The sequence below is a fragment of the Stenotrophomonas sp. TD3 genome, from assembly GCF_001939825.1.
GTDB lineage: Bacteria > Pseudomonadota > Gammaproteobacteria > Xanthomonadales > Xanthomonadaceae > Stenotrophomonas.
On the sequence record NZ_MOYM01000001.1, the window covers coordinates 2,752,511 to 2,763,958 of the forward strand.

The following is an 11,448-nucleotide window of genomic DNA, read 5'->3' on the forward strand; positions in this document are numbered from 1 at the left end:
ACGAGGCAGCTTATGAAGCCCACCATCTTGGCTCTGGACCTTGAGGGGACGCTCATCTCCAATGCCATCAGCCAGATTCCTAGGCCTGGGCTCTACCAGTTCCTGGAGGCTGTCCAAGCGAACTTCGACCAGTTGATGATGTTCACGACAGTTCCCGAAAATCGCTTTCGCAGTATCGCTACGCTGCTGGTAGGCGAAGGAAATGCACCTGCCTGGTTCGCCGAACTGCACTACATCAAGTGGGAGGGAAAAACCAAAGACCTGCTCCAGGCATCGCCGCGTCTGGGAGAGGCGCTATTGCTTGATGATCACGATCCCTACGTTCACCCTGGGCAGGAACATCTCTGGGTTCCGATTCCTCTGTTTGGGTCCCCCTATCCGCCAGATGATGACGGACTCAGCGTCGCCTTGGAACGCCTGCTCGAACGTGTGGGTGGTGCGCATCAGCACAAGCAGACGACGCGCAAGATTAGAAGTATCTAGCTATGCGCACCCGATAGCACCGGTAAGCGTGACAAGAACGACCTTGTTACGTTGTCGTCTCTTGCCTTACTCCGTTTGAGCCCTGCTTGGCCAGCCGGATGTGCTGGGCGTTGGAAGAGTGGCGACACGGGTTGATGATCCTCCATCGACCTTTATGAGCCACGTGCCAACCGGTTCTGAAGGAGGAACCAGCACATGTTGAGGGCAAAGGATCGACCCAGACGGGCCATTTGATTCTCCGGGACCCCCATCGGGCGGTGCGCGCCTGCGCTCAGGAATCCGAAAACCCCCGCCAAGCCCTTCTCCTCCTCCGTGGTGATCTCACCACTTCTGCGCAGAAAAGAGATGACCTGGCCCCAGCTGGACGCGTCGTAAGGACCCCAATGGGGTTGCTCGCCAGCAACAGCAGATGCCACATCACCGGCCAGCGTTTCAATCGCCACGCGTGCGTTGGTCAGGGCAGCATTGTAGTCAGGCGTGCTGCGGCGAAACGCCTCAGCCGAGTCATTGATCCTGGACACGATGGCATCGCGACGCGGAAGCGCTGCGCTCTTCAGGGCAGTGATCAGGTCGTCCTCCATGGGGGAGGCATCGGCGATGGATGGATCTGCTTGTGTCATGTTCCTGCCTTCGACGATGTAGCCGTCGATCAGCAGGCACTGCGTGAAGTCATGCCAGCGCTCGTCAAAGCGGTGCTTCGGCGAGATCGGAGCGCGAAGATCCCCGGCTGTGGCCACGACTTCCTTGATCACCGACATCAGCAGGGCGTCATCGGCCTGGTTGATGAGCGCTGTCAGCCCAACCAACGGTTGCGCCGGAAGTACCATGACGTGGTCGGCCCCGTACTTGGTAAACAGCACGGCCGAAACATGAGGGGCCTGCAGCGCCAGGAGCTGCGCTAGAGAGTAGCGGGTGCGTAGGCTGCTCATTGGTACTCCTTAGGGGCTATAAGCCAAGGCCGGCGCATCCACTTGGGAGACAGCCCGGCATCCTCGCTCGGTTCTCGCTTGCCACCTCGAACTTGCAGCAGAGAGGGACTGGCACTGGGAACGTACGAACGGAACTCCGTCCAGAGAAACGTGCCCCGGCTGCTAGGCGACTTTACACTCAACGAGTGCATTCGATTCAATGCAGGTTGTTGCTAAGTGATCTAGCGCCCCGGTGCCCGGCGTTTTCTCGATTCCAGCTGGGAAGAAGCCGAATTTGTGTGTGTGAGGTTCCGCCCTGGCGCAGGATCTGGCCCAAGCAGCATGGACAATGATGTGGCGGTGCGAATCTTCAAGCCACCATCAACGTACACGGCAGCGAGCCACGTCGATCGCTTGCCACCTCCCCCTTTCTTGCGGATCGAGGCGAGCTTGCGAAGATAGCGCTCCAGGCTGTCTGGGGGCAGTCCCATGCCCTTGCTCGGGTCTGGCGAGTCGGCAAGCGCTAACAGTCCCTCAATGATCTCTGCAGCCGGAAGCTCTTCGGCGCGCTTGGTGAGGCCAAGCGCGTGGACATAGAGCATTGCTGAAATATCAGTGCCGCCGAACGCTGGTTGGCCATAGCACAGCAGATGTGCCCTTTCAGAGGCTGCAATCATGTCTGGGTCGTTTGCAAACCGTTCAAGGCTGCCCTCGGCCCACTTGGCCTTCTCTGATTCAACGGTTCCCTTCTCTCGCTTGAACTCCAAGGCAAGGCAGCGCTCCGAGCCTGCCACCAGGTCTCCGAATGTGCCATCCAGAGGGGTCTGCTGGAACAGGTTCACCGGGACGGTCGTTGACCTCTGTCCGCTTACGTAGCCAAGCGCATACACGAATGCTCCAAGGAGCTGGTTCTCGTAAGGCACCCCAACTTTGCCGTCATCCTCATCATCCTCGGCACCGTCGGGATCCTGAGTGGCATCAATCAGGTTCATGAGGTGACGCAATGCCCAAAGCCGCTCTTCGATATCCGTATGACGCGCAGGATGCTTCTCCGCCGTCACTGCAGCTTCAAGGAGATAGAGCGCAATGGACAAAGTAGCGATCTGCCAACGCGCCAGTGCAACGTTCCCGGGCAGGTTCACAAGGATGGTACGGGCCCAGTCGTGGGCGAAAGTGGAGCTTGCAGGTTGGCCAGCCTGATTGCGGGCAACCCTTAACATCTCGATCAAATCGATCAGAACCTTGAGCTCGGCTCGCAATTGGACGGTGCGACGTGGATCGCGCAAACGTGTCGGCGCGGCCCGAGCGAGGGCGGGAAGTACATTCCCCAACCGTCCTGAAAGCGCGTCTGCCGCTTCCTCATATGCGATCCCTTCAGCGGCATACTTGGCCTCGGCGATGGCCTCGTCTTCCACACGTTCAAGGAGCTCCTCAAGCAACTGGCAATGTGCCTTCGTCGAACCTTTGGTGCGAGCAGCTTTGAACGAGACGACCACCGCCCGTGCGACACGCGATGAAGTGTGGTTGTCTAGACGCTCTAGAACTTCTTTCACTGACATTCCTTGTCCAATCCAAGAGTAATCCGCTGCGCTGAGGGTAGACCCCGTTGGTCACTTGAGACCTGGAGGCTCGGGCTGATCCACGCCAAGGGCGTTCAAAATGCTTTCAATATTGGTCAGGTGATCAGTGATATGGACTGTTGATGCGGCATCGGTGGCACTGTCCATGGCAATCCACAGCTCATCAAGCGCGGCAAGGAGCTTATCGAGAATTTCATTTGCATGGACAGCTGAGATGTTGCCGGAATCAATCGCTGCGACTAGCACTGTCAGCGCCTCGAACAAAGCCTTGAGCCGACCGTTAAGTGGATCACTAAACTTGTGTGTGATCCCCTTCAACTTGAAGGCAATGTCGCTAATCCTTCTCCGGATGTCAGCCATGTGCTGGTTCCTTGAGTTTTTGGGTGGAAGCGCTGCGACGTATCCCGTGCATCGCACGACGTAGCGTTACATACGGTATCAGTTCTCCGCCGGGCGCAACATCGCCCGACCCCAAGTGTGGGTTTATCGTAAGAGTCTGGTAAGTATCAGCCTCTTGGGCGGGGATACACTTGGCACTGTTGTGACCTCGGCCGGTTGTGCTTTTGAGTTTTCCCGTTGCCAGGATCCACTCGGGCGGGTGAGCGGTGCAGGACGAAGGGGTCGGGCTGTCGGGTAAAACCTGACAGCATCACCAGGCGGTTGCCTATATCCTGTTACTGCTTGGATGGACCGGCGTGAGCAGGCTCTTGCTATACGGCTGAAATCTGGTGCTTGAACGGCGATACTCCGGGTCTCGGTACCAAAAATACGAACTGCGCAATGGATTGGAACCTAGGCATATGGATGGCCTGAACTACCAGAGCAATGAAAGCGTCTGGCCTCAGCTGCGATGGAATGATCTGCCTTCCAGTCGCCCGCGCCCTCCTGCCCAGTCTGCCTCACATAGCGCAGGTGACCCTCGATGGGCGCTAATGGATAGCCAGAGCAGCCTGGTTTCATCTGCGGAATCCCCTGAGTGCATATCCCAGACCCGAATGCGGTCCGGCGAGAGCGAGTCCTTGAGCGGAAGGACCGGTCGGCTCTGTCCGCGGCTGCCTCCGAACGCGTTACAAGCCACGTTTAACTTAGTTACGGCTCTACATCCCCCTCTTGAAAGGAATGCGACATGTCATTGGACCAGGCAGACGAAGCTGTACGTGCAACGCAGAAGCTCTACGAAGACCTGTCTCCCTCAGTTTTTCCGGGAAAGCGCTATGCCGCTGGATTCTGGGCAAAGCTGATCGGAAACAGCAAAGTCGTGGTCATCCTGGCAACTGCCGGATACGCGTCCCAGGCGGCAGCTGTCCATCGCATCTCCATCGAGCATTTCGCTTACATGTACTCGCTGCTGAAGGGCGGTCTGACCGAGGCCCAGGTGGAGCAGCAGATGGACTACGACGTTGCTCAGGTAGCAAAGGCGCTTCAAAAATCAGGTGAGCAGGACGCTCGCATGGGCAGGGAGGTGGTGACGCCAGACACGAAGGCGTCGCTGGATCAGTATCTGGCCAATCCAGAGGTCACCAACAGGACGTCGCCGGGAATCAGTATCTACAACCTTCTGGACGGTCAGGACCTCAAGTTCCTTCATGACCAGTACCGTCTGCTGTCCCTTCATGCGGCCCATGCAAACCTGCTTTCCTCCGTATGGGAGCCTTCTGTCTCAGAGCTCGAGCAGATCACGCTGGACGTCTGCGCCCTGATGGACATTTCTCGTGCCGCCTGGTTGGAAGATGGAGTCCAGTCCCTGACGTCCGCCTGATCTGCCTGGGGCCCTCGCGCAGAGACAGTCGTTTGCGTCACTTTGTCGCAGGGCAGTCGCCGGGAAGCCGAGCCGAGGCCCGCGATATGAATGGGATCGGGCCCTGGCCCACGGCGGGCTAGCCAGGGATCCTCAGTAAATCGGCACAGGTGTCCCCGGGAGGTTCCCGGGTGGCACATCCGCTCGACCAACTCGCCGAGGGCGATGGAAAGGGCAGGGCGACAGGGATATTCTTGCCTCCGGGGGAGGCCGGCCCTGACTTCCATCGGCAACGCACGGTCACAGACAGACCATTTAATCGCATCAGGGGGATGCATGCGCTCACCGATTCATCTGCCGGTAGTGGACCGGCTTCAGGTATCGAACTACCCGTTGTACCCCGGCATCTCCAAGCAGGGACTCAACCTGGTATTCAGTCCTGGCGTGACCGTCATCGCCGGCGTCAATGGGATTGGTAAGACGACCCTGCTCAATCTGATCCTGAGGATGCTGCTAGGCGCGAGCAATCCCAGCAAGGCGGCCACCCGGGATATCGGCAAGGCCAGCCGACGAAGCCTGGTAAACACCAAGAAGTTCAAGTTCTTCGTCGATCGTGTGCCGGACCTGCCCGCGACGGCCTCGGCGACGCTCACCTTCATGATCGGCACCTCCAAGGTCGTCATAAAGCGGAGCCTGGTTGACCTCAGCATTCTGAAGCTGACCATTGGCAAGGAGTCCATCAAGGACATCGACAACGCCAAGTTCCTGTCGAGGATGTCGGAGCTGGCGGGTCTGAGCTCTGCCTACGACTACCACATGGTCGTTCGATACGTTCAGTTCTTCACTGAAGAGCGACTTCCCTTGTTGTGGTCCGCTACCGCCCAGGTTGAGCTGTTCAAAATGCTCTTCGCCGAGTCTCAGACGATGGACAATCTGAACGCGCTCTACAAAGACATCCAGAAGATCGACAGTGACTACCGAAACAGGAAGTACCAGCTCAACGATCGCCTAAAGGCCCACAAGCAGGTTGTTGCGGCCATTGGATTGGATACTACTGGTGTTGAAGATGTACGACGAAAGCTCGAGCAATCCAAGGCCGAGTTGGAGAACGTCCAGAAGGCTTTGCTGACGGCTAACGAGGAGGTGAACTCCATCGTCGTCGGACAGGACAAGGCTCGAAAAGAGATTGAAGATCTTCAGAACAAGCTGGATATCGAGATCCACGCGTTCCACCAGCTGGACGCTGCCTACATCGCGCAGATCCTACCTGGCCAGAACGACAAGCGCGATCTGTTGATGCAAGGGCTTGGCTCGAATCTTGGATGCTTCGTCTGCGGAAAAGCCGGCAGGAAGGAAATGGCTGAGATCAACCGGCGGCTCAAAGGCCATCATTGCTTCGTATGCAATGGCAGGCTTCCAGATAGCAAGGGAAGCGAGGCGCCGGCTTCTGCTGACAGCCTTGCCCTTGCCGAATCCCGGATTGACGAGCTCGTCAGCCAGATCGATGCACGAAAATCCTCCCAGAATGAGGGCGATAGGCTCTATTCCGCTGCTCTGGCTGCGGTCCGTCCATTAGCCGTTCGCAGGAACGAGCTGGTCCACGAGCTTGAGGCGATGGCCGTTCAGTGGCCAAATGAGGTCATGGCTACCAATGGCAGCGTGCCTGGAGAGCTGGCTAGCGAAGAGTTGGCCCTCCAGCTGCTCAGCGAGGAGCGCTCCAAGAAGAACCAGCAGTACAAGGCGCAGATCGCCGATCTGAGCTCGCAGATGGCCAAGTACGAGAATGATCTGGGCCAGCGTCTGACAAAGTATGCCGAAGAATTCCTCCACGAGACTGTGCAGGTGGAGTTCTCCCGCAACGCGTCCGTCAAGATTGTCACCGGTGCGGTACCGATCAAGGTCCCAACGTTCCGCATTTCGATGACCTCCAGCACTCACTTGGCTACGCACGAGCGGGCCACGCCCACCAGCGTCTCTGAGTCCCAGAAGGAATTTCTCGATCTAGCATTCCGAATGACATTGCTGGACATGATCGCCGCAGATGCCGGAACGATGCTGGTCATGGAGACGCCCGAAGCCAGCCTGGACTCGTGGTTCATGGCTCGCGCGGCACAGATGATTCGGCGATTCGCTCCGGAAGACGGCAAGAGCAAGCTCATTGCAACCTCCAACGTCAACGGAACTACCATGATTCCGGATCTGCTGGGAATCAAGCAGGGAGCGAAGCTGGCCCAGAGCGATCGCCATCGCCTGATCAACCTGATGGAACTTGCTGCAGAACCAGGTGTGCTCAAGCAGAAGAAGGCCAAGGCCGAGCTGACCGCCGAGCTGAGAGGTTACGCCGGTGGCTAAGTCTAAGATCGTTGCAGCAGCCGACCACGATCGGCTCTTCTTCATTCGATGGATGCTCTTGCTGATCGTGGCTAATGATGCGGCCGGCCTGCCCGCCGCTTCACGTCAGCGATTGCATTCGTTGCTTTTCGTCTCCTTCGCCTCGTCACGCTTCTACGGCATTGAACCGCTGCGCCAACGTGCGCGAAGGACCGAGCAGGGGCCTTACTACCGGATGGCCCACGTGGCATTGGGCCATCTGGTCATGGGTGGGCACCTTGAGGTCAGCGACTTCCATGCCCATCCGGCTCCGCGGGATCTGCAGTTTGAGGGTATTTTCCGACCGACGTTGGCGGGACTGAGCGCGGCCGATTTCCTTCGCAAGACCGCTACCGGCGATCAGCTCTATCGATTCCTTCTGGATATTTGCTTGGCCTCGGCAGAGGCGATCGGGCCCGTGGCTGGCGACCTGGAGGCGATCAGCCTGGAGAGGACGCTGGACGAGGATCTCACCTATCAGCGGGCCGTTCGAAAGCATGGAGAAATCCTGGAGCTCCAAGACCCCGCCGAAGTCGATACGCCGACGGTGCGTGGTCTCAATAGCATTGATGAACGTCTGAGGGCGCGGGGCTTCTTCAACCGGCGAGATGTGGTCGCCGCCTATCAGTCGCTGATGGTTCGGCGATCGGCCAGGGCCAGCGTATGAGCGCGGACATGGATCAACAGGCCATTTCTGGTGCTGAGCTGGATGAGCTCAAGACCGTAGATCCATCCACCTCAGGTACCGAAGAGCAGCGCTTCTTGCAGGAGTGCTCAGGGTGGTACCAGGAGTGGTTGCATGCCAATGAGCCACAGTTGCAGGCCAACGCCATCCCTGACACGCAGGTCCTGGTTATCGTCTTCAGTGAATCGCCTGACGTCGAAAGAACTCGTCTGAAGGCGATGGGCGAGGGTGAGAACCGGGTCTTCCGCGGCGCCCTGGATGCCGGGCTGCAAGGCACTCTGCTGGCAACGCAGAACCTGCGCCGCATCCTTCAGATTCGGGAGACGTTCTCGTCTTTGAATGATGCCATGGCCGTTTGCTGCGATACCCTCGAAGACTCCGATACCTTTGTCATCATTCCTCTGACGCAGCGTCGTGTGCTGATCCATCCACGAGATGTGTCGATTGAGGACTGGGTGCACAACCCCACGTCGATTCCGGTCAGGTCACAGACCCTCCAGATTTCGGCCAAGCAGATTGACAAGGATATCTACGAGTTCTATGACGAAGGACTCCGTCTTGCCAAGAGCTCGCTCTCTCAAATGATCTGGAAGGGGAAGCAGCACCCCTATCCGCACGGTTTGGCTGATCCGGATACCTTCGATGACCTCTCGCTCAATGCATCAGAGCTTTCGTTGGAGCACATCAAGAAGATGCTGGATGGGGCGCACAGCAGGCTGCTGATCACCCCGACAGCGTCAGACCTGGCTCGTGATCTCTGGGAGGATAAAGGTAAGAGCATCCCGATTGGTTTGGCAGAGAAGGGCGTTCAAAAGATTCTCCACGCGGTCCTTTCCTCGAGCCTGGGGTTCGGGTCTATCGTTGTAAGGCAGGAGGGAACCTCCGAGATGGGGAGGTACGACTTCTTCCTTGAGGAACAGGATCCTGTCCATCCCTCCGTGTGGACTCACCACGCGGTTCTTGAGTTGAAGGTCCTCAAGAGCTTTACCGAGAGCGGCAATCCGGTACCTGCCGCAAGCAACGTCGATGCAGTGACCGATGGTCTCGATCAGGCAGACAAGTACCGTAAAGACCATTCTTGCCGAATGGCAGCGCTGTGTTGCTATGACATGCGCAAAGCGCCTGATGTCTCAGGCGCTATTGCGCACGAGCTGGATCGGGCCAAAGCACTGGACGTGGCAATTTGGGCCTGGCCGCTTTACTCAACGGCACAGCAAGCTCGCCGTGCCTGAGGCATGTCAGCGAGAGTTCTTGCGAAGCACAAGCAGTGTTTCGTCGAGCTCTCGCTGGCCACCCTGCTGCGCCGATGCCCGCATTGATCGGAATGGCTCGACCTTGACGACATCAAACCCCAAGGGCGCAGCGAGGTCTGCCAGGATGTTGGCCACCTGGATGCGGACGCCGGCATAGCGGCTGTCGCCCACCACGGCCCAGATCTCGCCGTGCTCATTGAGGCGTCCGTGCAAGCCGGCCATGACCTGATTCATGTCGTGGAAGTAGCCGCCCACCATCTCCGGAATCCACGGTGACCACAGTTCTCCCTTCACCCTCCGCAGCTGGCCCATGACCAGGTTCAAGCGGTGAGAGCCCTTGGGGGCGGGGGCAAACTGACGCTTGATCTGGACGTGGGAGCAGAGCGTGGACATCCGCAGATCGCGGTTGGCATCCCATCCACCCAGGTGACCTAGCATCCAGAGCTCGACGTTGTACACGTCGGTGTAATCGAAGGAGTTCGGGTAGGGCGGCGAGAAGACCGAGAGGTCCACTTTCGAGCTGTTGGCGAGCTGATCGATGCAATTGCCGCGCAGAACGTTGAAGCCGCGATGGCGGCGCATGCGATGGGCGTGAATCTCGTCGATAGCTTGACGTGACCGCTCCTCGAAGAGCTGATCGACCGAGCGGGGATAGACTTCCCTGTCCTGCCAGTTGCTGCGGTAGCGCCGTCCCTTGCCATTGATCAGGACATTGCTCACGGAGATCAGCATGCCGCCCAGCATGGCCTTGAAGAGCCGCCTGTGGGCAGGGCGTGCCAGCTCATCGATGGCGTCCATATGGCAGGCGATGCGTTCAGCCACGTTACGGTTGAAGACCCAGCGTTCCTGGTCGGCCGACTCGATGAACGTAGGTGGCAGGTGTTTAAAGCGGGAAAGGGAGCCCCGGCGACGTGCATTGGTCGTCCGAACCACTCGTGAGAGATCCAGCGCCAGATCGTCAGCATCGTAACTGGAGAGCTTGGCCTCAATGAGGTCGGCCAGGTAGGGGTTGACCTCAATGGTGGTCGGTTCCACGCCCAGGAACTGGCACGCCAGAGCGGTGGTGCCCGATCCGCCGAACGGGTCCAGGCACGAGCGCACTTCACGCTGACTTTCATTGACGGCCCGGGCAATCACTTCGGGCGCGAAGGCCTCTTTGAAGTGGTGCCACCCCTGAAAGGGAAGCCGCTCGGCCCCGGCGTTGGATCCAATGGACTGGATCTTCCTTCCGCGGGTCCATTCATCGAAGGAGACGCACAGGTCGGGGTGACTCTGGGCGGACTGAGGAGCCAACTCCATCGGAACTCCATGCATATTGGGTGGGGCCTTTTCTGTTTGCATAAGTGCATGCAGATTTGCATACTCAAAGCATGGACAAAGTTACCGGTATCGGCGTGCTCAAGCAAGCTCTGGCGCTGCCGGGAGTCAGTAGATCCAGCATAGGCAAAGCATTAGGGATCCACGCCTCGCAGGTGTCGCGAATCGCCGCCGGCAGGTTCGTCAAGCTGGAGGGTCATGCGCTAAGGGTGTGCAAATATGCACATGGTCTGGTGACGGCTCCCTCCGCGCGAGAAATAAACGCGGTGCCCGCCTTGGAGTCCAAAATGGCTCGTTTGGTGGCCGCCAATCCGGGCGCTGCAAGAGCCCTTTCTGACCTGATTGAGGCCCTGTTGGGAGAGGCTCTAACGCCTCCAACCGTTGGATAGCCGCTGTCGCTTCTGACCCGTTAGAGTCGACAGCATTGCTGGGTACGGCGAGCCGCTGTCAGGCGGGATGAACGTATTCAGGACTTTGGCGGTCCATCAGGTAGCGGCGTCGGCGGAATTCAAGGAAAGCCGATCAGGATCGCCTCGCGATTGCCCCGCCCGGCGTTAAATAGACAGAGGACGTAGACATGATCGTGTACGCCTCAAGTTCATCCGGCGGCAGGCCAATCTTCTTCTTGCCTTCTGGAGATTGGTCGCCGACCAGCCGCACGAGACCCTGGATCAGCCAATGGCAGTCAATCTCAGTCGTGGACGTGCCCAGTGCCAACGCCGATGCGTAGGTCATAGCGAACAGACCGATTCCATCGGAGGTGGGCCGGCTGAAACACAGCATGTGGGCCCTGCGGGAGGCGACTTTCAGCAGCGTGTCGCTCTCAAAGGCCTGGAGCGCTTCCTTGCTCCATTTCTCTTTCTCCGAGTCGATGGTCCCTTCCTCTCGCTTGAACTCCAAGGCCAGACACCAGTCCGCGCCGACCACTAGGTCACCGAACGTCCCGTCCAACGGGGTTTGCTGGAATAGATTGGCCGGCATGAACACTCCTGCCTTCCCGCATTCAACACCAAGGGCGAAGACGAACGCACCCAGGATCTGGTTCTCATACGGTGTACCCATGCAGTCGCACTTCCCTGTTCCAGAGTGAGTCTGTGATGGTAGAGATTTGGGC

11 protein-coding genes are annotated in these 11,448 nt (G+C 58.5%); 6 read left to right on the forward strand and 5 right to left on the reverse strand.

Annotation, left to right across the window (positions count from 1 at the left end; all coding sequences use genetic code 11):
- The first annotated feature begins 12 nt into the window (after positions 1-12).
- Positions 13-483 carry an NIF family HAD-type phosphatase gene (locus tag BKE09_RS12705; protein ID WP_049462562.1) on the forward strand — a complete coding sequence of 157 codons (471 nt, stop codon included), beginning with the start codon at positions 13-15 and terminating at the stop codon, positions 481-483.
- Between the two features lie 152 nt (positions 484-635).
- Here BKE09_RS12705 and BKE09_RS12710 read toward each other — a convergent pair whose 3' ends face one another.
- The 3 genes from BKE09_RS12710 to BKE09_RS12720 all read right to left on the reverse strand — a co-directional run bounded on the left by BKE09_RS12710 (position 636) and on the right by BKE09_RS12720 (position 3,331).
- Positions 636-1,412 (reverse strand): hypothetical protein, encoded by a 777-nt coding sequence (locus BKE09_RS12710; protein WP_075675954.1) that lies wholly within the window; start codon positions 1,410-1,412, stop codon positions 636-638.
- Between the two features lie 221 nt (positions 1,413-1,633).
- Complete coding sequence (locus BKE09_RS12715; RefSeq protein WP_139319645.1) at positions 1,634-2,944, reverse strand: hypothetical protein; 1,311 nt, start codon at positions 2,942-2,944, stop codon at positions 1,634-1,636.
- 57 nt (positions 2,945-3,001) lie between these two features.
- Positions 3,002-3,331 (reverse strand): hypothetical protein, encoded by a 330-nt coding sequence (locus tag BKE09_RS12720; protein WP_049462559.1) that lies wholly within the window; start codon positions 3,329-3,331, stop codon positions 3,002-3,004.
- A 766-nt stretch (positions 3,332-4,097) separates the two neighbouring features.
- Between BKE09_RS12720 and BKE09_RS12725 the strand changes: the two genes are divergently transcribed.
- The 4 genes from BKE09_RS12725 to BKE09_RS12740 all read left to right on the forward strand — a co-directional run bounded on the left by BKE09_RS12725 (position 4,098) and on the right by BKE09_RS12740 (position 8,996).
- Positions 4,098-4,730: a DUF5677 domain-containing protein gene (locus tag BKE09_RS12725; RefSeq protein WP_049462558.1), complete on the forward strand. Its 633-nt coding sequence runs from the start codon at positions 4,098-4,100 to the stop codon at positions 4,728-4,730.
- 315 nt (positions 4,731-5,045) lie between these two features.
- Positions 5,046-7,061 (forward strand): AAA family ATPase, encoded by a 2,016-nt coding sequence (locus BKE09_RS12730; protein ID WP_075675955.1) that lies wholly within the window; start codon positions 5,046-5,048, stop codon positions 7,059-7,061.
- A 52-nt stretch (positions 7,062-7,113) separates the two neighbouring features.
- Positions 7,114-7,746: a hypothetical protein gene (locus BKE09_RS12735; protein ID WP_049462556.1), complete on the forward strand. Its 633-nt coding sequence runs from the start codon at positions 7,114-7,116 to the stop codon at positions 7,744-7,746.
- 8 nt (positions 7,747-7,754) lie between these two features.
- Positions 7,755-8,996 (forward strand): hypothetical protein, encoded by a 1,242-nt coding sequence (locus BKE09_RS12740; RefSeq protein WP_139319646.1) that lies wholly within the window; start codon positions 7,755-7,757, stop codon positions 8,994-8,996.
- A 6-nt stretch (positions 8,997-9,002) separates the two neighbouring features.
- Here BKE09_RS12740 and BKE09_RS12745 read toward each other — a convergent pair whose 3' ends face one another.
- Positions 9,003-10,316: a DNA methyltransferase gene (locus BKE09_RS12745; protein ID WP_049462552.1), complete on the reverse strand. Its 1,314-nt coding sequence runs from the start codon at positions 10,314-10,316 to the stop codon at positions 9,003-9,005.
- Positions 10,317-10,387: 71 nt separating this feature from the next.
- On the opposite strand from BKE09_RS12745, the gene BKE09_RS23310 reads away from it, so the two are divergent.
- Complete coding sequence (locus tag BKE09_RS23310; RefSeq protein ID WP_139319647.1) at positions 10,388-10,723, forward strand: hypothetical protein; 336 nt, start codon at positions 10,388-10,390, stop codon at positions 10,721-10,723.
- A 133-nt stretch (positions 10,724-10,856) separates the two neighbouring features.
- Here the strand turns inward: BKE09_RS23310 and BKE09_RS12750 are convergent, their stop codons facing one another.
- Entirely contained in the window at positions 10,857-11,396 is a 540-nt protein-coding gene (locus tag BKE09_RS12750; RefSeq protein ID WP_075675958.1) for a hypothetical protein, read from the reverse strand.
- Between the last annotated feature and the right edge of the window lie 52 nt (positions 11,397-11,448).